General features: G+C 42.8%; 24 protein-coding genes. 5 read left to right on the plus strand and 19 right to left on the minus strand.

Annotation, left to right across the window (positions count from 1 at the left end; all coding sequences use genetic code 11):
* Positions 1-9 precede the first annotated feature (9 nt).
* A complete protein-coding gene (locus KFB94_08920) occupies positions 10-414 on the minus strand; it encodes an MliC family protein (protein ID QVL45345.1) in 405 nt (134 codons plus the stop codon).
* Between the two features lie 28 nt (positions 415-442).
* The gene (locus tag KFB94_08925) at positions 443-1,468 is read right to left on the minus strand and encodes a GTP-binding protein (GenBank protein QVL45346.1); all 1,026 of its coding nucleotides are present in this window, start codon (positions 1,466-1,468) and stop codon (positions 443-445) included.
* Between the two features lie 98 nt (positions 1,469-1,566).
* Between KFB94_08925 and KFB94_08930 the strand changes: the two genes are divergently transcribed.
* The 3 genes from KFB94_08930 to KFB94_08940 all read left to right on the plus strand — a co-directional run bounded on the left by KFB94_08930 (position 1,567) and on the right by KFB94_08940 (position 2,590).
* Entirely contained in the window at positions 1,567-1,821 is a 255-nt protein-coding gene (locus tag KFB94_08930) for a prevent-host-death protein (protein ID QVL45347.1), read from the plus strand.
* Between the two features lie 2 nt (positions 1,822-1,823).
* Positions 1,824-2,123 (plus strand): type II toxin-antitoxin system RelE/ParE family toxin, encoded by a 300-nt coding sequence (locus KFB94_08935; protein QVL45348.1) that lies wholly within the window; start codon positions 1,824-1,826, stop codon positions 2,121-2,123.
* Between the two features lie 146 nt (positions 2,124-2,269).
* The gene (locus tag KFB94_08940; protein QVL45349.1) at positions 2,270-2,590 is read left to right on the plus strand and encodes a DUF469 family protein; all 321 of its coding nucleotides are present in this window, start codon (positions 2,270-2,272) and stop codon (positions 2,588-2,590) included.
* A gap of 157 nt (positions 2,591-2,747) precedes the next feature.
* On the opposite strand, the gene pqqA (KFB94_08945) is transcribed toward KFB94_08940, so the two are convergent.
* Positions 2,748-2,819, minus strand: a complete 72-nt coding sequence (gene pqqA / locus KFB94_08945; GenBank protein QVL46648.1) for a pyrroloquinoline quinone precursor peptide PqqA — start codon at positions 2,817-2,819, stop codon at positions 2,748-2,750.
* Between the two features lie 299 nt (positions 2,820-3,118).
* On the opposite strand from pqqA (KFB94_08945), the gene KFB94_08950 reads away from it, so the two are divergent.
* Positions 3,119-5,125, plus strand: a complete 2,007-nt coding sequence (locus KFB94_08950; protein ID QVL46649.1) for a TonB-dependent receptor — start codon at positions 3,119-3,121, stop codon at positions 5,123-5,125.
* Positions 5,126-5,201: 76 nt separating this feature from the next.
* Here KFB94_08950 and pqqA (KFB94_08955) read toward each other — a convergent pair whose 3' ends face one another.
* Positions 5,202-5,273, minus strand: a complete 72-nt coding sequence (pqqA, locus tag KFB94_08955; protein ID QVL46650.1) for a pyrroloquinoline quinone precursor peptide PqqA — start codon at positions 5,271-5,273, stop codon at positions 5,202-5,204.
* A gap of 259 nt (positions 5,274-5,532) precedes the next feature.
* On the opposite strand from pqqA (KFB94_08955), the gene KFB94_08960 reads away from it, so the two are divergent.
* Complete coding sequence (locus KFB94_08960; protein QVL45350.1) at positions 5,533-6,549, plus strand: succinylglutamate desuccinylase/aspartoacylase family protein; 1,017 nt, start codon at positions 5,533-5,535, stop codon at positions 6,547-6,549.
* A 94-nt stretch (positions 6,550-6,643) separates the two neighbouring features.
* On the opposite strand, the gene KFB94_08965 is transcribed toward KFB94_08960, so the two are convergent.
* From KFB94_08965 to KFB94_09035, 15 genes are all read right to left on the minus strand, one after another.
* Positions 6,644-6,994, minus strand: coding sequence for a hypothetical protein (locus KFB94_08965; GenBank protein ID QVL45351.1), 351 nt, complete (start codon positions 6,992-6,994; stop codon positions 6,644-6,646).
* Between the two features lie 178 nt (positions 6,995-7,172).
* On the minus strand, positions 7,173-7,814 hold the full coding sequence (locus tag KFB94_08970; GenBank protein QVL45352.1) for a DUF3299 domain-containing protein: 642 nt from the start codon (positions 7,812-7,814) through the stop codon (positions 7,173-7,175).
* 3 nt (positions 7,815-7,817) lie between these two features.
* Positions 7,818-8,414 carry a DUF3299 domain-containing protein gene (locus tag KFB94_08975; GenBank protein QVL45353.1) on the minus strand — a complete coding sequence of 199 codons (597 nt, stop codon included), beginning with the start codon at positions 8,412-8,414 and terminating at the stop codon, positions 7,818-7,820.
* A complete protein-coding gene (locus KFB94_08980; GenBank protein QVL45354.1) occupies positions 8,414-9,673 on the minus strand; it encodes an ABC transporter permease in 1,260 nt (419 codons plus the stop codon). Before KFB94_08980 ends, KFB94_08975 begins: the two co-directional genes overlap by 1 nt.
* The gene (locus KFB94_08985; GenBank protein QVL45355.1) at positions 9,670-10,386 is read right to left on the minus strand and encodes an ATP-binding cassette domain-containing protein; all 717 of its coding nucleotides are present in this window, start codon (positions 10,384-10,386) and stop codon (positions 9,670-9,672) included. Before KFB94_08985 ends, KFB94_08980 begins: the two co-directional genes overlap by 4 nt.
* A gap of 6 nt (positions 10,387-10,392) precedes the next feature.
* Positions 10,393-10,941, minus strand: coding sequence for a DUF2796 domain-containing protein (locus KFB94_08990; GenBank protein QVL45356.1), 549 nt, complete (start codon positions 10,939-10,941; stop codon positions 10,393-10,395).
* A gap of 65 nt (positions 10,942-11,006) precedes the next feature.
* Complete coding sequence (locus tag KFB94_08995) at positions 11,007-11,987, minus strand: GTP-binding protein (protein QVL46651.1); 981 nt, start codon at positions 11,985-11,987, stop codon at positions 11,007-11,009.
* 13 nt (positions 11,988-12,000) lie between these two features.
* A complete protein-coding gene (locus tag KFB94_09000; protein ID QVL45357.1) occupies positions 12,001-12,753 on the minus strand; it encodes a ZIP family metal transporter in 753 nt (250 codons plus the stop codon).
* A gap of 64 nt (positions 12,754-12,817) precedes the next feature.
* Positions 12,818-14,071: a DUF3526 domain-containing protein gene (locus tag KFB94_09005; GenBank protein QVL45358.1), complete on the minus strand. Its 1,254-nt coding sequence runs from the start codon at positions 14,069-14,071 to the stop codon at positions 12,818-12,820.
* Positions 14,068-15,450 carry a DUF3526 domain-containing protein gene (locus tag KFB94_09010; protein ID QVL46652.1) on the minus strand — a complete coding sequence of 461 codons (1,383 nt, stop codon included), beginning with the start codon at positions 15,448-15,450 and terminating at the stop codon, positions 14,068-14,070. The genes KFB94_09005 and KFB94_09010 overlap by 4 nt, the downstream gene beginning before the upstream one ends.
* Positions 15,451-15,473: 23 nt before the next feature.
* Positions 15,474-16,187, minus strand: a complete 714-nt coding sequence (locus tag KFB94_09015) for an ABC transporter ATP-binding protein (GenBank protein ID QVL45359.1) — start codon at positions 16,185-16,187, stop codon at positions 15,474-15,476.
* 9 nt (positions 16,188-16,196) lie between these two features.
* The gene (locus tag KFB94_09020) at positions 16,197-18,176 is read right to left on the minus strand and encodes a TonB-dependent receptor (protein ID QVL45360.1); all 1,980 of its coding nucleotides are present in this window, start codon (positions 18,174-18,176) and stop codon (positions 16,197-16,199) included.
* Positions 18,173-19,420 (minus strand): zinc metallochaperone GTPase ZigA, encoded by a 1,248-nt coding sequence (gene zigA / locus KFB94_09025; protein QVL45361.1) that lies wholly within the window; start codon positions 19,418-19,420, stop codon positions 18,173-18,175. Before zigA ends, KFB94_09020 begins: the two co-directional genes overlap by 4 nt.
* 144 nt (positions 19,421-19,564) lie before the next feature.
* On the minus strand, positions 19,565-20,023 hold the full coding sequence (locus tag KFB94_09030; GenBank protein ID QVL45362.1) for a transcriptional repressor: 459 nt from the start codon (positions 20,021-20,023) through the stop codon (positions 19,565-19,567).
* 6 nt (positions 20,024-20,029) lie between these two features.
* Positions 20,030-21,619, minus strand: coding sequence for a YdiU family protein (locus tag KFB94_09035; protein QVL45363.1), 1,590 nt, complete (start codon positions 21,617-21,619; stop codon positions 20,030-20,032).
* Positions 21,620-21,622: the final 3 nt, after the last annotated feature.

Genomic DNA, 21,622 nt, shown 5'->3' on the forward strand with positions numbered 1-21,622 from the left:
ATCAATCGTTTAATCTGCAACGCAGTGTTCATCCGCCATTTTGCCAATTGTCCAAATCGCTTCGTTGCCTTTGCCACGCAATGCGTATTGGCCGTTGCTATAGAAAAAGCCAGAGCCTGATACTTCCTGCGTTAAAGTCAGCGTTTGATTATCACCAAACTGCACAATAGCTACAGATGGTTTTTCATGATATCGCTTTTTGTAATGCTTTCCACCATGAATCGTAGTGTAGCCTTGTTCCGCAAAGGTGACAGTCAGAATAGAGCCGCGCTCACAGCGATAAACAACCTCAATATCTTCAGCTTGGAGATTCTTAGCTGGCGCGGATCGAATGGCCGAGCAAGCAGTTAATACCAACGTGCTCACCGCTAAAAACGCGATTAAAAGTCGATTAATAAATGGATTCAACATCATTAACTGACAATAAGCATTGAAAATTGTTCTATAGTTGCGTCAGCATTTTTCTAATCGCCTCTTCATCCAACCCTTTGCCAATGCACACTACACGGCTATTAGGCGATGCTTCTTTCCAGTCGATTAATAAAGTAGCTGGGTACGGCGTAAAATGCACAGCATGAATCGCGATGGGATGCGGCTGGTCTTCTACATGCAAAATCCCTTTTAAACGCAGCAATTGCTCGCCATGCGTATGGCAGAGTTTAAGCAGCACTGGTTTAAAGTTTTTCCAACTAATGCCGGTTGGCAGCGTCACGGTAAAGCTGCTAATTTCATCTTGATGTTGCACTGGGCTAGTCGGTAATTTACCGCGCATCATACTGGCAGGTTTAAGCGGCGCACGTAACCACCGATCAGGTTCGGCAATTTTACCAGTGGGGTCAAATAAGCCCACATCAATAATAAAATCAGGCTCAATTTCACCGTTTAACACTTTATGTTGTGTCGCTCCAGGGTTAATGCTAATCAGCTTTTCTTTTAACGCGCTGGTTTGTTCGGCGTTGGCAATATCCGTTTTGGTCATCAGCAATACATCTGCCACTGCCGCTTGTTTGCGTGCCTCGCCATGCTCGTTTAATTGTTGCAAACCATACATCGCATCAATCGTCACAATCACCGCATCCAAACGATAAACCGACTCAATCACCGGCTCATTCATCAAATTCGCCATAATCGGCCCAGGGTCAGCCATGCCAGTCGTTTCAATCACCAAACGGCTAAATTGCGGAATCGCCTCCATTGAACGCTTAAAATACAAATCGCGCATGGTATCGGCCAGCTCATTGCTCAGGGTGCAACACAAACAACCATTCTGTAAAAGTACCGCATTATCAGCCACATAACTACTATCCACATTCTGTGCGAGGATATGATCTAAACCTTCTTCACCCAGTTCATTGATGATGACGGCGGTATCTTTCATACCTTCGTGGGAAAGTAGCTTATTGAGTAGGGTGGTTTTGCCTGAGCCTAAAAAGCCAGTGAGTAGGGTGACGGGTATGCGGTGATCCATGGGTAATAAGCGTAAAATAATTGATAACAAAACTATTATACAATGTGTTAATGTAATGCAAATGAATTACATTAGCATTTGTTATGAAAGGAGTTGAAATGAAAACAGCAACAATTCCCGCACTAAGAGTCGAACCAAAGCTAAGAGAGTCCGCAGAAAATGCATTAGCCGAAGGCGAAACACTGTCAAGCTTTGTAGAAGAATCACTCAAAGCCAATATAGAGCGCCGCATGCATCAACAAAGCTTTATCGCACGTGGCATTATTTCTCGCGATGAAGCCAAAACAACGCAAGAATATTACGCCGCAGATAGCGTTATCAATGAACTAAAAGACATGCTAAAGAAAGCCTAACGTTGGCTTATCAAGTCAGATTTACCAAAGCTGCACGAGAAGATATAAAAAGGCTTTATGCGTTTTTGTTAACGCAAGACAAAACCGCCGCCGAGCACGCATTAACCACCATAGAGCAAGCCATACAATTGCTCAACACCTTTCCCTTCACCTGCAGAAAAGCGCAAGCAGATAACCCCTTTTTACGTGAGCTAGTGATTAGTTTTGGACATAATGGTTATGTCGCTTTATTTGAAATAGAAGAAAATGCGATTGTGACGATATTAGCCGTGCGGCATCAGCGGGAGGATGATTATTTGTAGCTAGCCTAGGGCGGGTTATAACCCGCCGTATGTGGTCTTCACCTTCGTAATGATACATTCAACACACTGCGCTCTGCGCGAGTAATAACCAATAAAAAGCATAGTACGTATATAATGCTGCCAAAACCCACATAGGAGCATTTATTATGAGCAAAAGACGCTCACCACGATTATTAAAAAAACTTAAATTAGGTGAATTTAAAGAGTATGGATTTGCATTTTCGGCAGATTTTACAAAAGAGCTGGAGATGGAGGCGCAGGAGCAATTGGTGATTGGCTTGTTAGATGACGTGATTCAGCCGCGCAAATTGGCTTTAGGCGGTTGGATTGATGGCGGTTTTGTGACGAAGTGGAAAAATGGTTCTGCTACTGAGGATGACAAAAAAGCCGTTGAAGATTGGCTTAAATCGAATAAAGCATTGAAAGATATTGAAGTCGGCCAGTTGGTAGACGCTTGGTACGAGTAGTTTTAGGTGAAATATTAGGTGAAATATTAGGTGAAATATTAGGTGAAATATTAGGTGAAATATTAGGTGAAAATAGTGCTTGGTACGAGTCAATCTAACTAAGGATTAGCCAATAAAAAACCCAGCCTAGGCTGGGTTTTGTTTTAAGCGTTTAAGCTTATTTGTTCATTACGTACATTGTTACTTCAAAGCCAAAACGCATTTCTGTAGCTGCTGGTGTTGTCCACATAATATTTCTCCTTTGGTTATCTAATCAAACATTCATCATTGCTGATCTGTTTGTATGACTTCGATAATATAGACATGTTTCATTACCCGCCTGCGTGTGTCACGTAATCACGCCTAATGATTTTACGTAATCACTATTTAAATAAATGGTGAAATAGCCAAAATGAAGGCTTTATCAATAAGTAAAATTGCGTATTTTTGGATTATTTATTTTTCTTTATGGTTTGGTTTATGAGCGTATTTTTAAAGCTAAATTTTTATGCAAAAACAGTTAAGCCATTATTAATAATTAGTTTTTTGATGGTTGTTGAAAATGGGTATGCAGAAGAGGTAATACATCTAGATAACGTTGATGTGATAGGTAATTACGATAATGGATTGGGTACTTCTGATGCTGCCAGCCAAGGGGTGGTAACGCGTAATTTAATTGAATCTAGGCCAGCACTTCGCACGGGTGAATTGCTGGAGTTTGTACCTAACTTAATTGTTTCTCAACATAGTGGCAACGGTAAGGCTAATCAGTATTATTTACGTGGTTTTAATTTAGATCACGGCACTGATTTTGCAACGTTTGTTGATGGTGTGCCAGTGAATATGAGGACGCATGCACATGGGCAAGGTTATACCGATTTAAACTTTTTGATTCCTGAGCTGGTTAACCGGATTGATTATAAAAAAGGACCTTATTTTGCCGAGGAAGGCGACTTTGCTTCGGCAGGTTCTGCACATATGCAACTGCTTAACCGAATGCCAAGCGGTTTGGCATCGGTTACTTTTGGTACATATGGCTATCAACGGTATCTGTTAGCCAATTCTCTGGCAGTTGCGGATGGTGATTTACTCTATGCGCTAGAGATGAACCGCAATAACGGCCCTTGGGAAAGTGAAGAAAATCTTAAAAAGATCAATGCTGTTTTGCGTTATTCAAGCGGTACTTATCTTGATGGATTTAATATCACGGCAATGGCGTATCATAACCAATGGGATGCTACTGACCAAATTCCTTTACGTGCGTTGCAAGCTAAAACCATTGACCGTTTTGATACGATTGATGAGACCAATGGTGGTGAGTCATCACGTTATAGCTTAAGCGTTGCACGTTATCTGCGTGATAATGATGGTGCATTTGATTTTAATGCCTATGCGCTTCATTCAAAGTTAAATCTTTACAGCAACTTTACCTATTTTTTGAATAATCCAATTGATGGTGACCAATTTAACCAAAATGAGCGCCGCACTGCAGTCGGTTTTAATGTGGCTAAAACATGGTTCGCTGATATGTTTGATTTGCCAACACAAAACAAAGTTGGGTTGCAAACACGTTATGATGATTTATCACCAGTAGCGCTATACAACACAGTTGCCACTAATCGCACGACATTGATTCGCTCTGATGAGGTGAAAGAGCTATCTAATGGCTTGTTTATTGAGAATAGTACGCAATGGCATGATCAGTTTAGGTCAGTTTTGGGATTGCGGTATGACCATTATTATTTTGATGTGGATAGTAGCATTCAAAACAATTCAGGTAGGGAGCAAGACCACATAGTTTCACCCAAACTTTCACTGATCTTTGGGCCTTGGGCACAAACAGAATTTTTTGTTAATTACGGTGAAGGTTTTCATAGCAATGATGCACGAGGTACTACGCAAACTGAGTTGCCCAATGGCGACCCAGCTTCGCCAGTGACGCCACTTGCCGCATCAAAAGGCAGTGAAATTGGGTTGCGTACCGAGATTATTCCCAATCTACAAAGCTCGCTGGCTATTTGGCAATTAGATTTAGATTCTGAGCTGCTTTATATTGGGGATGCAGGCGAGACCGAGCCTACCAGGGCAAGTAAACGCAAAGGGTTTGAATGGAGTAATCATTACATTGCTAACGATTGGCTGCTATTGGATTTTGATGTGGCGCTATCGCAAGCACGTTATCGAAACGATGACGGTTCAGGCCGACATATCCTTGGCTCACTTGGCAGAGTCATTTCTTTTGGTGCTAGCTTTAATAACATCCATCAATGGTCAGGTGCATTTCAGTTGCGCCATTTTGGGCCAAGGCCATTGTTAGAAGATAATAGTGTGCGCTCAAATTCCACAACGGTGGCTTACGCGCGAGTAGGGTATCAAGTGAATCCTCAAACTAAAATAACATTGGATGTGTTTAATTTATTTAACCGCAAACAAAGTGATATTGATTATTTTTATAGCTCTAGACTGAATGGCGAAGCGGCTGGCGGTGTGGACGATAAGCATTTTCATCCTGTTGAACCGATTAGTGCGCGGCTAACAGTGAATTATCATTTTTAAAGTTGATTGCGTTTATGCGATTTAACAGGCAACAAAAAACCCAGCCTAAGCTGGGTTTTGTTTTAAGCGTTTAAGCTTATTTGTTCATTACGTACATTGTTACTTCAAAGCCAAAACGCATTTCTGTAGCTGCTGGTGTTGTCCACATAATATTTCTCCATGTATTAAGTCGTTAAGTTTGTTTATTTCAAACATTCATCATTGCTGATGTGTTTCTATGAATATTATAATACAGGCTTGTTGCATGATTGGCCTGAGCGAGTCACGTAAAAACGGCTAATGATTTTACGTAATGTTGAATATAGTAAGCATGAGGCAAAAGTAATCATTTAATCATTAATAAGTAATTGTCTGTTTTGCTTATTTGCGCAACAATGTTGCATTACATCGTAAACTAGTTATTGATTATGCGCTTTATATGCACCATTTTATGTTTGGGTTGTTTTCATTTTGCTTACGCAGGCAGTACGTTTTTACTAGCTGATCAAGAAGTTGAATCTGGAAAATCGGTCTCATGGATGCAAACAGTTGCTAGTACTGCGCTACCCATTACTGTGATTCACGGTCGATATCCGGGCCCAGTATTGACACTAACGGCTGGTATTCATGGGGATGAGTTTCCTGCTATTTTTGCGCTACAGCAATTACGCCAAACGATTAAACCAGACGCATTACATGGTACGTTGATTATTGTGCATCTCGCTAATCTTGAAGGCTTTCATGGCAGAAGAGTGGCGTTAAGCCCTGTTGATGAGAAAAACTTAAATCGTGTTTTTCCAGGGCATGCCAACGGCACCTTGACCGAGCAAATTGCTGATTTTTTGACACGGGAAATTATTACTAAAACCGATTATTTGATTGATATTCATTCAGGTAGCTGGAACCAAACGCTGTTGCCACATGTGTATTCCCCTGTGCTGAACAATGCCACACTTGATAAGAAAACCTTAGATTTTGCTAAAGCATTGGGCATACCGCATATTGTTTTATATGACGAGCGACCTAACGACCCAGCGCATTCCATTTCATATCCCAATACGGCGCAAACCAGAGGTAAGCCTGGATTGACGTTAGAAGTAGGGCAGCTTGGGCAAAGAAAGCAAGCAGATATTGAATCGATATACCAAGCTTGTATGCATGCAATTCATCATTTAAACATGTTGGAGCTTGTTTCAAAAACCCAGTCTAATCCAGTGCTTTATCGCAAATTAGTGAGTATTAAAAGCCCTCATACAGGCATTTTCAATTCAATGGTAAAGGTTGGCGATCAAGTTATGGCAGGGCAGGAAGTCGGTTGGATAAGCGATTATTTTGGTCATCGCATCGCGACATTGTATTCGGCTGTTACGGGGACTGTTTTGATGCAAAAAGACACACCACCGATTCGTAAAGGTGAAGCAACAATTGATATTGGTATTCGTTAATGCCGGACTGAAAATTATCGGACTGTAAATTTTAGTTTGCTTAATAAAACTTCACTACATGACCAATTTGGTTGCTTCGCCTTAATGCCACTGATTACACAATATCTATTTTCCCATGGTCATCGCAGTGATCGCCATGCGGGTGATGCAGATGACCATCAACTAAATAATCAATGTGATCACCATGCGGTACTGCAGGGTGTCCGCAATCAGGCCCATGGATATGCGCGGCGTCATGACCAGCGCATTGGTGTGCTGGCGTGCAGGTGTCTGGATTTTGGGTGCTGATTTCTATCGTATGCTCATCCACGTGATCGCCATGCATATGGTGTAAATGACCGTCGTGCAAATAATCGACATGGTCTTGGTGTTTAATGGCTACATGGCCACAATCTTCGCCATGTTGGTGGCTGTGGTTGGCATGTTGTTCGCAAGGTTTGTTCATGATAATGCTCCCTCAACTTAAGATAATTAATGTCAGAAATCAGTGTAGTCAAAAATATACCTATTTTGGTTAACAAGCAAGTATTAAAAACAAGGTAGAGACAGGCTTGCAATGTATGTGGCGTGGTTATTTAAGATTAAAAAGCCAAATATTTTCTGCAGATTCAACCTATATTTGATTAATTGTTAACCACTTCTTTATACGCTTCGATGGATTCAATCTGAATTTTGTAACCCGCAGATCCTAAGCTGGTATTTGTGAGCATAGTTCGCATCTTGCCGATGATGGTGACCGGCCCTTGAATCAGCGCGGCATCTTTTAATATTTTATTTTGTTGTGGATGATTGTTTGTTGCATTGATGGCATGAATAGCCTGGTTGCTTGGCGGAGGCGGCACATGAATGCAGGCGCCAAAATAAGGTACTAATAGAAATTCTTTCACCTTATTTTTATCAATATCCAAAGGGACAACAAAACCCGCAATTCTGACGCGTTGTCCGTTTAATGCTGGAATGATGGGCGCACTTTTCCACGCTTCGCCTACAGCAATAAGCGCATCTCTTGCACGTGGATCGCTGTCTTCTAGCTTATCTAACTCTAATCCTTTGAGCGCTGCTAGCGGATCCCAGTCTGCTGGAGAAAGCTCATCCCAGTTCAAGTTTTTGTATGCGATATTAGGCGCTACTGTTGCTGGATTTTCCTTTTGTAGTGATTCACCCACTTTATATGGCGATTTTTCGGCCGCATGTAAATTACATACACTCAGTGTGACGATACAAATGGCGACGAGTCGAAGAGAAAAAGTCAATGTATGCTCCATGTGTTATAAGGCCGTTTCGACAGCAGGCTGAACAATATCAGCTTGCATTTGGTAGCCAGCTACACCCAGTGCCGATGTTGTTTGTGTTACCTGAAGCTTGCCGCTCACTGCAACAAATGTTTCCAACTCATTCAATGGTAATCCTTTCCCCGCGACCTGTACATAAATCACTTGATTGCTTGGGGGTGGCGGCGAGTGAATACACGCGCCAAAGTAAGGCACTAATAAAAAGGTTTTGGTCAAATTAACATCGCCATCTAATGGCACCATATAGCCATTAATCGTCACAGCTTTGCTGTCTAAATGACTAACCACTGGCGCATTATTCCATTGTTCTCGCACATTTTTTAATAGTTCGAATGCACGTGGATCGTCATCTTCCATAGTATCTAAATCAATGTCTTTTAATAGTGCCATTGCATCCCAATTGTTTGGCGTGAGTGCACGCCAGTCTAATAAGGGATAATCTACCGAGCCTGTTATTGGCAAGCTTACATTTTCTGTTGGATGTGTTGATTGATCGCAGCTTAAGATAGCTAAAGTGCTGAGAATATAAAGTAGCCACTTATTATGGGCTGCAAATATTGATTTACGTATCATTAAATTCTTGGTGTTAAACCATCAATTAACGATAATCGATAAGCACGATAGCCTGGGATCACACTCGCTAGCAAGCTCACTACTAAAACTGCGCCAACTAGTTGTAATTCGCTAAACGAAATAACAGGAGCATTAAATACAATCCCATAGCGCGATTGTGCCATGGGCGCCAATATCAAGGTTAATACCGATAACAATGCAACACCCAACACAATGCCTGATAGCGAGATGAATAAACCTTCGCTGGTGAGCAACATCCATAAGTCGCGTGGTCTTGCGCCAACCGAGCGCAAAATGGCAAGCTCTCGTCTACGTTCATTTAAGCCGGCCAGCACAACGGCGATTAATCCGCTTAAGCCAACAACAACCACCATGGCAGAAACGGCTTTTAATGATTGTTCTGCCACATTCACCACTTGCCAAAGCTGCTCAAGCGCTACGCCTGGCATGACAGCAAGTAAGGCTTCTTTATCATTTGTATTGATCTCGCGCTGTACTTTAAACACGGCAGCCCGGTTCTTGAGACCAATTAGCGTTGCTGTGATTTCTTTTGGCGCTAAATCAAATTTTTTAACATACTCCGCTGGAATAGAAAACCCTGGCATGGGGGCGCCGCCTATCCAATCTAAGTGAATGGCATTAATCGCTTCTAAACTGACATGCACAGTGCGGTCGACTGGCGTGCCTGTTGGTGCAAGAATACCCACCACCGTAAATGGCTTATTGTCATGTTTCGGTCCAGTGACACGCATGCCATGATTGAGTGTGATGCTGTCGCCCAGCTGATAGCCACGTTGTGCTGCAACTTCTGCACCAAGCACGACATCAAAAATAGCATCAAATGGTTTGCCTTGTGAAAAGCGGAGTTGTTGTGTATCGCCATACTGAAAATACTTAAAATAATGACTATTAGTCCCAAGGACAGGAAAACCGTGGTGTGAATCTCCTAATGCAATGGGAATAGACCAAGCGATCATTGGACTATTGCTGATGGCTTGGTATGAGGCCCAGCTCATATTGTTGGTTGCTTCACCCATGCGAAATACGGCATAAAGCATTAATTGCACATTGCTGGTTCTGGCACCAACGACTAAATCTGTTGCCGAGATGGCGTGGCTAAAACTATCATGTGTTTGTGTGCGTAAACGCTCTACACCCAGCAGCATGGTTACGCTAAGCGCAATGGCGATTACCGTGAGGCTAAGGGTGAAGCGGCGGTTCCAAGCGCTTTTTAAGGCTAACAATAGAAGATGTTTCATGCAGTTTCTGACAATGTTGTTTGATTAATTGCCTTGTTCATACTGATTAAATCAATTTCTCGATGAAAGTGACTGGCTAATCTGCGGTCATGACTCACAAACAGCAGTAAAGCATTGGCTTCTACGCATTCATGCAAGAGCAACTCAAGAAAAGCCATCTGTCTATCAGCATCAAGCGCCGAGGTTGGCTCATCTGCAATAATCATCTCTGGCTTGCCAATGAGTGCGCGTGCCGCCGCCACGCGCTGTTGCTGGCCTACGCTGAGTTGGGTTACAGGTTGATGCCAAAGTGTTGGGTTCAAATCCAGCTTGGTGAGCAAACGCTCGGCTTCCGCTTTGAGTGTGTTGCCACTAGCAAGCGTTTTTGTTCGCCGCAGTTGAGAAAATTGACAAGGCAACAAAACGTTTTCCAAGACTGACAAATAAGGAATCAAATTAAACTGTTGAAAAATGTAGCCAATATGATCTGCCCGTACGCGGTCGCGCTGGGTTTGTGACAACTGATTAAACGCATGACCCAATAGTTTGATTGTGCCACGCTCAGCCGTTAGTACGCCGCCTAATAAACCAAGCAATGTGCTCTTGCCACTGCCACTTGGGCCATATAAAAAAATGCGTTCGCCAGCATGGGCTTCAAAGTTTTCGATATCCAAGCAGGCTAACTGCATGCCCGGATAGCGAAATAGTAAGTCTTTGATGACAATCTGCTGCATACTGAATTACCAAGTTAATTGGGGTTTGTTGGCTGTGATTGTAGCTGCTGTTTGACCGCGATGACTAATAACTTCTGCTGTTAACTGATGTAAGAGAGGGAAAGCCTTAAATACATTGATTTGCAAATCTCGCAAACGGTTGACTTGATTGCATTGATAAACCATTTCAGCATCTAAATCAGCATGTCCTGCTGCATGGTCATGCGCATGTTGAGTCGTCGTTTCAGCTTGATTTTTTTTCTTAATCACTAAAGAATCTAACTGAACACTTTGTAACTTGCACTGCGCGTCTTTGGATGGCAAAAAAAGAGACGGCTTATAAAACTGCTTAATCATGTTTTGCACTTGTTCAACTTCCGCCTGATTACGTGGCTTATGCTCAAAACCCAATAAGTTATCTAAAGGGCTAGAAAAATGGATGGTGAGCGTATTGGCATCTACCGCAACTTGGAGTGTGGCATTGCCATGTTGATGAGCGGCTAACGATACAGCAAGCGCCTGTGATGAGAAGAAATAGCCAACCAAAAAAGCCTCTAATCCTAATCGTTTTTTCACTAAAACACCTCGCTTCCATTAGCCTATTAGAAAATAATACTACTTTTACTTTATTCACTGCTTGATTAGTTTAGCGCAGCCTCATCAATCAAACATAGTGCTAATCCTTGTTCAAACCTATCTTTTGGTAAATTTTTACCAATAAAAACCATCACTGATTCACGTTTTTCGTCGGGCTTCCATTTGCTGCCTTGTTCTCCGCCCATCAACATATGCACGCCTTGAAACGCCCAACGATGTGCATCCTTATCAATATATAGTAAACCTTTGTAACGCAACAATTCTGTGCCATAGATTTCTAACATCGCGCTTAAAAAGACTTCTAATTTCTCCATATTAAATGGACGTTCAGATCGAAACACAAATGAAGCAATATCATCATCATGCTCATGACTGACATCTTCTAAGAAGTCAGGTTCAATTTTTAATATATCCTCAAGTGAAAACCCTGCAATATCCAAAATATCATTAATCTCTGTTTGACCAAAATGGACGTGCTTAATGGGCGCTCGTGGATTCATTTGGCGCAATCTTGTGGTAATTGCTTGCACTGCTTCTGGCGTGACTAAATCAGTTTTAGAGAGTAACACTCTATCGGCAAAGCCTACTTGTTCTAATGCTTCATGGTGCGCGTCAAGTTGTTGCATACCATGCACAGCGTCAACCACGGTAATAATTGCATCAAGGTTGTAACGCGCCCGAATCTCTTCTTCTACAAAAAAAGTTTGTGCAACAGGTGCGGGGTCAGCCAAGCCAGTGGTTTCAATAATGACGCGGTCAAATTTAAGCTCGCCGGCATCATTGCGCTTGGATAAATCACCCAAAATACGCACCAAATCGCCACGTACTGTGCAGCAAATACAGCCGTTATTCATTTCTACAATTTGCTCTTCCCCTTGGAATAATAAACCGCCATCTACGCCTGCCTCGCCAAATTCATTTTCAATCACGGCAATACGCTGGCCGTGATGTTCGCTTAAAATACGGTTCAATAAGGTTGTTTTGCCAGACCCTAAAAAGCCTGTCAGAATCGTTGCTGGTATCATTGTTTCGGTCAATTTATACTCCTAAATGTTCTAGTGCTTTGGCAATTGAAACGACGCTCAGCCCCAATCCCATTAAGCTCAGTTGAAAAAACATATCGCGTGGTGTGCGATGATGGTGTAACTCTGGTAATAAATCGGCAACGGCTATATAAATAAAACTGGCTGCTGCAACGGTTAACACATAAGGGATAGCTAGGCTCGCATTAGTCAGACTCATCCAACCAATCACGCCGCCCAATGTCATGGCCACCCCTGAAAGTGCATTAAGCAAAAGGGCTTTTGATTTCGTTACTCCCGCATTGAGCAATACCATAAAGTCTGAAATTTCTTGTGGTATCTCATGAGCAGTAATTGCAATCGCGGCTGCCCAGCCTAATTTCCAATCAGCCAAAAATGCTGCTGCCAGTAAAATGCCATCAACAAAGTTATGCATGGAGTCGCCAATCACAATCATGGCAACAATCGGTTTTTCGTGCGTATGGCCAGACAACGTTGCATGATCATGTCGCCATAAGGCGAGTTTTTCCAATAAGAAAAATCCCATAATACCCACTATCAATACCCAACCAATTTCAGTCATCTCTAAACCAAGATGCACTGCTTCAGGCAATAAATCAGTTAACGCAAAGCCCAATAACACCCCCACGGCAAACGCCACCATGCGATTGGCAAAGTTGGCTAAAAAAGTAAGGGCAACAGTGGCTGCAAGAAAAACCGACAAAACACCTCCAACGAGTGTAGCCAGTATTATTTGGAATAAAGTCATGTATTTATTTTATAAAATGGTTGATAACGCTGAGTCAAATCGTCGCTATTTTCATTTGATTGGCCTATTGACCGAACGAGGGTAAATGCATAAATGCCGCTGGTGTCATTGGTTTATCTTCAAAAAGATAAGGGTATAAATAATGTCTTAGCTCAGTGTGAAAGTTGGTTATTTGTGCTCGGTGGGCAAGCAGGTGTGTGATATTGCTCTCACCAGCCGCTTCTAATTGACGTTGCGCCCATAGGCTGGGTATTAGATAGCCTAACTGAGCGGTTGCCTGATCACGCTCGACTAGTGCACGCACTCTTTCCTCAATTTGTTCTGCTAAATTAACATCAGCCATATGTTGAAAAGCGAAATACCATTTCCAGTGAAATCGACCCGTGACTGGTGGCGTGTGTTGCCACGCTGGATAAAGGTCATAAAACGGAGTAAGTGTGTCTGTTTTTGGTAAATCCCAAGCGTTGTGAACCAGTTGGCGGTGTTGTAGCGCTATTTGACTACCTTCTTGTACAGGATAACGTTGGTGTAGCCAAAGTTGTGACAAGTTTGGCAGTATGACACACAACAATAGCCAAATAGAGGCTAGTACCATCGCATTGAAGCTGGCGTTAAGCGCATTTGGACGTAAGCTCACGATGGCACATAAGCTTGTCCAAAATAATGTGTATAAAGTGGTAATGCCAACGATTTGGATGAGTGTGGTCAGCGGTAGCGATTGGATGAACGCTAAAACGATAACAGGCGTTATTAACGTTAGCACAATGAGTAGCCAGCGTAATAGCAAGCGCTTCGCCCAAAACTGGACTGGGCAAGAGGATAAACTAGTCAAGAATTGTAATCGCTGTGCTTGAAACTCACTGGCTTTTAAATCGTGCATTAAAGCAATACAAAGTAAGGGAGAAAAGAACATGAGCCAGAAGGCAAAGTCAAATGCGCCAAGCATGACATACTCAGGGTGGTGCGACTCTCCATCGTAAATCTGGCTTTGCAAGCCTAACAAGCGAATGCGTTGGACATAGGGCGTTACAAGCCGATTGCCTAATGCGATAAAGCTCCATTCAGATGGGTGCTGATAAACATAATGAAATACATAATAGCCAACTTCGCCCGCATCTATCAGGCCACCATGGCTATATTCTGCTACTTGATGCGCTTGTTGAGTGGCCTGCTCTTGCTGCGCATGGCTGATTTGTTCACGTATGTGACTGATATTTTGCCAGCCGTTGAATAGGCTTAAACAGGTTAGCGCTAGGCTAACCAAGAGTAAGTAGACGATGCTCCGCTGTTTGAGCAACAAGCTTAGTTCATGTTTCATGTGCGGTGTATGATTCTTGAAAGCAGGTAACAAGGCAGTAATGCCCAGCCCAGCAACACCAAAAACGCCGCAATAATAGCGTATTTGCTGACGGATAATGCTGCTAAATGCACAGGTGGACGCGGGGCATTTTTCCAAAACTCAGCCGAAACACGGGTATTTTTATCGTTTTCCTGACTCACTTTCAAGATGTGTATTTGATTAAGATATTCTATTAATTGATAACGACGATTTTCAGCTTGCGCTAAAAAAGCTTGATGATGTGCCAAATCATTGCCACTACTAGCCATTTGCACATATTGCAAAGCTAAAGATGGTGTTAGCCACAGCCATTTACGGATTGATGCGTTTTGTTGGTTGAGTTGCGCATCATGCAGACTTTGCTGCTCTCTGTACACTTGAGTGGTTAAGCGTTCGCCTTCTTGCATCAACAGCCCACTGTAATTGACAGGTAAATCGTCGGTGCGTGTTACGCCATATTGGTTAAGTAGGCTGGCTTTGAAAGACGCAAAATGTGGATCGTTTGGATTGTGACTATCACCGATTTCTTTCAGTTTATGTTCTGCATGATATTCAGCCTCGGTGCGTGGTTGCGTCGGGTGTAATATTTGCGCCATATTGGCTAAACTGCGAGGAAAAATAATACATACACAGACCCAGCATAATAACAGCGTTAATAACGCGCTATGCAATTGTCGACTGTGCCATGAGACCAAAATGACGACCAAGCACCAGCCTGCAATATAGAGAAATTGCGCAGCTAGCAGTGTAGAAAACCTGAGTAAAGCTTGATCGCTTCCCCAGATCCACGCGGCAGTTAAGATGGCTTGTAGCAACAATAAAACCGCCATCGGCGTAAATAGTGCTAGCCATTTGCCAACTGCAACACACCAGGCAGGTGTGCCATTGCCGCGCATATAGGCAAGTGTGCCAGTTACTTTCTCTGCTGTGATGGTGGCATAGGCGATCATGATTAAAAACAAGGGCATCCACCACTGCACAATCATGGCAGGGGTAATCAGCGGAAAGCGTCCTAAACTGGTGGCTTCAGTTGCTGGATTGAAGTTGGCACTGTTTAAACGATGGGCTTCTAAATACACCAGATGACCAGACTGATCGATAATACCAGGTTCAATTACGGTGAGCGGGTGCAGTGGTTTGGCGACAAAATCACCATAATGCGAAACACGGTGTGGGTGGCGATCGGGTTGAGATTGCCAATCTTGTTGACTGCGTTGTGTGACTTGCGCCACATTACGCGCATGGTCTTGCCAATGATGGTGTGCAGCATATGTTGCGAGCGACCACAGTATAACGAGCACCAAAAGTAATAAAACGGGTATGCGTGAATGCCATAGGCGATGCCATTCATTGCGCATAATGATCAAGACAGGAGATGATGTCATGCTTGCCCTTGATAGAGGCGCTTAAGGCTGTCCAATGTGAGCGTTGTTTGATCAATGGATATAGGTTGTAAATTACCATTTGCCAGCATAAACAATTGGTCAGAAAAGCCCATGGCAGATAATACATCATGCGTGACTACCAAGACTCCCATGCCGTTATTTTTGCATTGTAGAATCAACTGATTCAGTTCTTCAGTGGTTTGCGGATCCAAGCCCGAGTTGGGTTCATCCAATAACAATAATTTAGATTGTTTTGCTAAAGCCAACGCCAGCATCACTTTTTGCTTCATCCCTTTTGAGTAATCACTACAAGGGCGCTGCCATGCCTGTTGCTCAAGACCTACCTGACGCAAATAGGCTTCGATAGCCTGTGTTGTTTGCTGCGCATTTGATAAGCTTAAAAAATAGCGGATATTATCAATGGCTGATAAGTGACCATACACGGCTGGTTGTTCGGGCACATAGGCCAAATGTTGGCGTGCTATTAGCGTTTCAGCGAGTATGCTATGACCTAAGATGTTTATATCGCCATCCAGATGCGCATTTTTATCGGCCAGCCCAAGAATGCATTTTAGTAATGTAGATTTACCAGCACCGTTGCTTCCTAAAATAGAGATAACTTGACCACTATTGATGGTTAGGTTGAGGTTTTGTAATACTTTCTTATCAGAGAATGCACACGAAAACTGCCTAATTGCTAGTAAAGACATATTTTCCATTTAAAAATCTAATGTTGCCGATAAAGTAAAATTTCTACCGGCACTTGGCGAATGTATGGTGTCAATTCCGCTGTTACCAAAATCAAACACATATTCATAAAATTCATCAAAAATGTTATTGGCCTGCAGGCTTACCTTACCCCAGCTAGTGTTGTAATCAACATTTGCATTAGTCAATGTATATGCGCCAAACTTGCCACCAACATTGGCTTCGTTGACATAATAAGCCCCTTGTCTATCCACATGCAGACGCGCAACCAATTGATCACTATGGCTATATTGTATGCCTAAAGATGCTGTATGGGCTGGGATGCCACGTAATTCATTGCCTTCAAATGCTTGTAAGTTAGACGCTGTTTGGACAATATCTGAGTACACTTTAGAGAAATTACCCCAAATCATCCATTGCGTATTGATGGGTAAATCAAAGCTCGCATCAATCCCTTTGCGCTCTGTTTGACCAACATTTTGCCCCGTGCCATCAATCACTACAAACTCATCATCGGCATCTTGTTGCCAGTAAGAAACGCGGGTATTGAGTTTACCCCAATTGCTTTTTAATCCAAGCTCCCAGCCATCGTTGATTGAAACATCACGTGCATTTGTATTGCCAGCTGTAAAAAGTTCTCCACCAAATGGATGTTGAAATGACCGACCCCAGTTTGCAAAAATCAGTTGCTCTTCTGTCAGGTTTGCAAACACGTTTAGCTTTGGTTGCACAATCGTATCTATATCAAGCATGCTTCTATTGCTGGCTACATTATTCACAACAAAAGCACGATTGGTACTACCGGTTAATCGGTCAGCGCGTAAGGCGGCATTCCAACGCAGCCATGTGGTTGGCGTATTCTCTATTTTGGCAAAAGCACCTTGTGCTGTGAAATCAAAATCAAAATCTCGGCGGGTTTGGATGCCTCTAAAGCGTTGTTCTAAAACATCTTGTTTCTCAATGTCGTAACCCGCTTCAAACAACCAATTTGGATTCATTTGCCAATTCAGTTTTGCAATCAATCCAGTCGAATCTTGGTCATCAAAACGGTTTTCTATCTGCGTTTGTGCGGCTGAAAAGCGCACACTACGTTGACGTTCAAAATTTTGCCAATAAGCTTTTATACTTAAATCGACATCATTATTAATGAAATAGTCATAATGTAGACTGATGTGTTTAAATTCTTTTTCGCCACCATCATCACGTGCGAAATCAGCGGAACTTGTCGGGTTACGCCTTGCTTCTTCTTTGCTTAAATAACCTGGTGCTTCAAGAGCATTATATTTTCCATACTTGGTGCTCAGCGCTAGGCTGGATTTTTCAAAATCATATTGCCAACGTCCTGAAAGTGCTATTTTTTCAATATCAGTGTTATCGCGATAACCGTTGCCTGCGCGATAGCCTAGAGCATAGTTTTGAGTAAATGAATTGGCTTTATCACCATAATAACCTTGCAATTCTCGTGTATTAAAACTAGCACCTGTGAATTGCAATTGTTTGCCTTGGTCTTTTCTTGTTTCAACTTTGTAATTCCCTGCTGTCGCAAAAACGCCCGTACTTGGGTCGCTAGTCCCTTTATAGACTTGAATGCTTTGAATATTGGTTGGGAAAAGATAATCCATCTCGTTATAACCATTATTCAAATTAGATGGGATACCATCAACTAATAATTTTGCATGCGGAGTGGTGCCATCTCCTGCAAAACCACGAATCGAAATGTCAGTATTAATGATGCCTTGGTTATACCGTGACAAGACGACGCCAGGTGTCTTGGTAAACAATTCTAAAGTATCTGTGATACTTTCATACTCAAGTTCGTCACGCGTAATAACATCTACTGAACCAGCTAAACTGGTAGCTTTAATAAAATCTTGTGAGCCAATGACAACGATCGAGTCTAATTGAGTCTGCTCTTCTGCTGCTGATAATATAGGATAGGCTAAAAGTAACGATAAAAAGAGAGGTTTTAGCGTGGAGTAGGTGTGTTTCATTGCGCGATTCCTGTTGATATAAGTTTATCTTCTTGTGTTTCTTCTGCTTGGTGGACCAGCCATTGCGGAAATGGGTCAGCAAATTGTCGCCAAGCTTCCATGCCCTGTGCAATTTCCACATCGTTTAATAAGCAATCATCAAACTGTGCAATGATTTCAGCTTGGTTCATTTGCATGCCGATGATGACAATTTCTTGCTGTCTATCACCATAGGGTTCTTCCCAGCGTGATTTGATATGAGCAAACGCTTCTTCATCTTCTGGCCAATGTTCGTTCGCTGTCGCAACCCACCACATACCAGCTAATTCTGTGCGTGTAACAGCACCAGCTTGCGACCAGCTGCCACAAAATTCAGGTCGTGAAGCGATCCAATAGCGACCTTTAGAGCGAATGACGCCTGGCCATTCGGTATTAAACCATTGCCATAAACGCTCTGGGTGGAAAGGCTTGCGTGCGCGATAAACAAAGCTAGCAATGCCGTATTCTTCTGTCTCTGGAATATGCGCACCGCGTAACTCTTGTAACCAGCCTGGCGCTTCTTCTGCTTGTTCAAAATCAAACAAACCTGTGTTCATTATGCGGTCTAGAGGCACTTTGCCAAATTGGCTTTGGATGATTTGTGCGCGTGGATTGAAGGTCTTAAGAATGGCCTCTAGTTGCGCAACTTCACTTGCTTGCATTAAGTCTGTTTTATTCAATATCAACACATCACAAAATTCGATTTGATCCACCAATAAATCCACTACGGTGCGCTCATCCTCTTCGCCAAGCGATTCACCCCGCGCGGCAAGCATGTCTTGTGAGCTGTAATCTTTTAAAAAATTGTAGCCGTCAACCACTGTCACCATAGTGTCGAGTTGTGCAACATCGCCCAATGAGATGCCGTCATCATCGGCAAAGGTAAACGTTTCGGCAATCGGTAGTGGTTCAGAAATGCCAGTGGTCTCAATTAATAAGTAATCAAAGCGATTTTCTTTGGCTAGGCGTGTTATTTCGACCAACAAATCTTCACGTAAAGTGCAGCAGACGCAACCATTGCTCATTTCAACTAATTTTTCTTCTTGACGCGAGAGCGCGGCGCCACCTTCGCGTACCAATTGGGCATCGATATTCACTTCAGATATATCGTTGACAATGACAGCGACGCGCTTACCTTCGCGGTTATTTAAAATATGGTTAAGCAGGGTAGTTTTGCCAGCACCTAAAAATCCAGATAGTACTGTTACAGGTAGTTTTGAATTCACAATTTTTCCATCTTAATAATGCAACATGATTGCAATTTAATTTAATCGCATTATAAAGAAGACGGGTTATTAATGCAACAATGTTGCAAATAGTGGTCTGTGTTTTGTTTGGTTTTTGTTAGCTAAGGCTAGAGATGCAGGTAGTTACGCATTCAGACATGTTGCACAAATGCCTTTAAGGCTTACTTCTATGGTTGAGACATGGTATTGCTTGATCAGCTTTTCAGGTAGATTGGCTTCAAATTCGTGGATACAAACAACCGAACCACAACGCTCACACTGCAAATGTGCATGGGCGTGACCGTTGTCAAACATTTTTTTGAGCGACGTGGGTTTGTATTGTTGTTGGTGTAAATCTGTATTGGATTGAAATTTCCATGATCGGTTGTCTGTTAAAATTTTATGTATCAGCTTGTGTTGGTGTAACCAATCCAGTACACGATAAATCGTGACGCGATCAAACTCTTTGTTGCCTTCTAACAGATTCAGTATCTCGGCATGACTGAGAGCTGCAGTCGCGTGAGAGATGGTTGCCAACACCGCAACTCTGGCTTTGGTTGGTCGTAATCCTGCCTCTATGATGAGTTTTTCAACGTTTTTCATGATGCATTATGAACTACAAGATAGCATAGAACAACCTGCTTTCTGTCTTGCCCAATCAGGTCGTTTTTGTTCAAACTGTTCCATGCCAGCTTGTTTGGTATAAGGATTTTTTAATAACGTAAGCAAGGTGAGCAAGCGTTGGTTATCGCCTTTTTCTGTCAGTAAATCAATCGCTTCCTGTGCCATATAATTACGCAGTACATAGCGAGGATTATGCGATTGCATTTTTGTTAGGCGCTCTGCAGGAGATAGCTTGCTTTGCTGGACACGTTTTGCATAAGTGTTGAGCCATTGCTGCACATCATCACCAAATTGTTTAACACCTTGCTCGGTATAAAACGCATCTTTGATGCTGTTTATCGTTGGTGTTGTGATGTCTAGATCGGCTAGTTTGGTAAAAAATAGTGTCATATCCATCTCAGCACGCGTCATGAGTTCAAAGATACGATTAACCAACTTGCCATCGCTATCTTGCCAAGTATCTAAACCAAATTTTCCTGCGAGAGATGACGTTAATGCTTTTAAATAAGTATTATCGTAATGGGTTATGGCATCCGCCAAGCCTTCGGTATTCGGTAGGATAGTGCTGAGCGCATCGGCTAGACGTTCCATATTCCAGCGTGCAATATCAGGCTGGCGGCCATAACAATAGCGTTTACCTTGTGCATCGGTTGTATTGGGCGTCCAGCCAGGGTCGAAGTTATCTATCCAACCATAAGGGCCGTAATCAATGGTGAGGCCGATAATCGAAAGATTATCGGTATTCATGACGCCATGCACAAAACCCACACGCATCCAATGCGCGATTAATAGGGCGGTACGTTCGCAGATTTCTTCAAACCACGCTTCAATCAGCTCTGGCGATGGATTTTCTTTATCTAAGCTTAGGACAGTTGATGGTAACCAATCAGCAAAATCTCTATCAATAGTAAAACCAATAAAGCGTTTGAGTAAATCTAGCTCGCCATTGCTTGCTAGTAACTCAAAGTGGCCAGGTCGCGTAAATGATGGGGCAACGCGACAAACAATCGCGCCGGGTTCCATTTGTGGGTTGCCATCATAAAACATATCCCGTCTCACTAAATCGCCGGTTGAAACGAGGCTCAATGCACGCGTAGTTGGTACGCCTAAATAATGCATCGCTTCAGAACACAAAAACTCGCGTAAGCTAGAACGTAATACAGCGCGACCATCCGCACTACGTGAATAAGGCGTTTCGCCTGCGCCCTTGAGTTGTAGCTCAAAGCGCTTACCTTCATGCATCAATTCGCCTAGTAAAATAGCACGCCCATCACCTAATTGACCCGCCCAATGGCCAAACTGATAGCCGCCGTAACGTGTTGCATAGGTCACCATGCCAGCCAGTGCGCTATTGCCACCTAAGGTTTGAATGAGCGCTGGATCTTGCATATCGGCAGTGGTGAGCCCGAGCATGGACATCACTTCTGGGCTATAAGCCAGTATTTGTGGATTGTTGATCGGCGTGGGTTGTGCGCTCGACCATAAGGCATTACTCACGCGCCTTTGGTAGGTTGCTTTAATCGGGTCTTGCGGAAGTTCGGTAGTAAATCGGTTATCAAAGTGTAATGTTCGCATGAT

The organism is Methylophilaceae bacterium (genome assembly GCA_018398995.1).
Taxonomy (GTDB): domain Bacteria; phylum Pseudomonadota; class Gammaproteobacteria; order Burkholderiales; family Methylophilaceae.

Bases quoted from the DNA above. Each gene is read 5' to 3' on its own strand.
- KFB94_09020 (QVL45360.1), bottom strand. From the start codon at position 18,176: ATGAAACACACCTACTCCACGCTAAAACCTCTCTTTTTATCGTTACTT.
- KFB94_08980 (QVL45354.1), bottom strand. From the start codon at position 9,673: ATGAAACATCTTCTATTGTTAGCCTTAAAAAGCGCTTGGAACCGCCGC.
- KFB94_08995 (QVL46651.1), bottom strand. From the start codon at position 11,987: ATGATACCAGCAACGATTCTGACAGGCTTTTTAGGGTCTGGCAAAACA.
- KFB94_08950 (QVL46649.1), top strand. From the start codon at position 3,119: ATGGTTGTTGAAAATGGGTATGCAGAAGAGGTAATACATCTAGATAAC.
- KFB94_08930 (QVL45347.1), top strand. From the start codon at position 1,567: ATGAAAACAGCAACAATTCCCGCACTAAGAGTCGAACCAAAGCTAAGA.
- KFB94_09010 (QVL46652.1), bottom strand. From the start codon at position 15,450: ATGCGCAATGAATGGCATCGCCTATGGCATTCACGCATACCCGTTTTA.
- KFB94_08960 (QVL45350.1), top strand. From the start codon at position 5,533: ATGCGCTTTATATGCACCATTTTATGTTTGGGTTGTTTTCATTTTGCT.
- KFB94_08925 (QVL45346.1), bottom strand. From the start codon at position 1,468: ATGGATCACCGCATACCCGTCACCCTACTCACTGGCTTTTTAGGCTCA.
- KFB94_09035 (QVL45363.1), bottom strand. From the start codon at position 21,619: ATGCGAACATTACACTTTGATAACCGATTTACTACCGAACTTCCGCAA.
- KFB94_08965 (QVL45351.1), bottom strand. From the start codon at position 6,994: ATGAACAAACCTTGCGAACAACATGCCAACCACAGCCACCAACATGGC.
- KFB94_08985 (QVL45355.1), bottom strand. From the start codon at position 10,386: ATGCAGCAGATTGTCATCAAAGACTTACTATTTCGCTATCCGGGCATG.
- KFB94_09000 (QVL45357.1), bottom strand. From the start codon at position 12,753: ATGACTTTATTCCAAATAATACTGGCTACACTCGTTGGAGGTGTTTTG.
- KFB94_08920 (QVL45345.1), bottom strand. From the start codon at position 414: ATGATGTTGAATCCATTTATTAATCGACTTTTAATCGCGTTTTTAGCG.
- KFB94_09005 (QVL45358.1), bottom strand. From the start codon at position 14,071: ATGAAACATGAACTAAGCTTGTTGCTCAAACAGCGGAGCATCGTCTAC.
- KFB94_09030 (QVL45362.1), bottom strand. From the start codon at position 20,023: ATGAAAAACGTTGAAAAACTCATCATAGAGGCAGGATTACGACCAACC.
- KFB94_08940 (QVL45349.1), top strand. From the start codon at position 2,270: ATGAGCAAAAGACGCTCACCACGATTATTAAAAAAACTTAAATTAGGT.
- KFB94_08970 (QVL45352.1), bottom strand. From the start codon at position 7,814: ATGGAGCATACATTGACTTTTTCTCTTCGACTCGTCGCCATTTGTATC.
- KFB94_09015 (QVL45359.1), bottom strand. From the start codon at position 16,187: ATGTCTTTACTAGCAATTAGGCAGTTTTCGTGTGCATTCTCTGATAAG.
- KFB94_08975 (QVL45353.1), bottom strand. From the start codon at position 8,414: ATGATACGTAAATCAATATTTGCAGCCCATAATAAGTGGCTACTTTAT.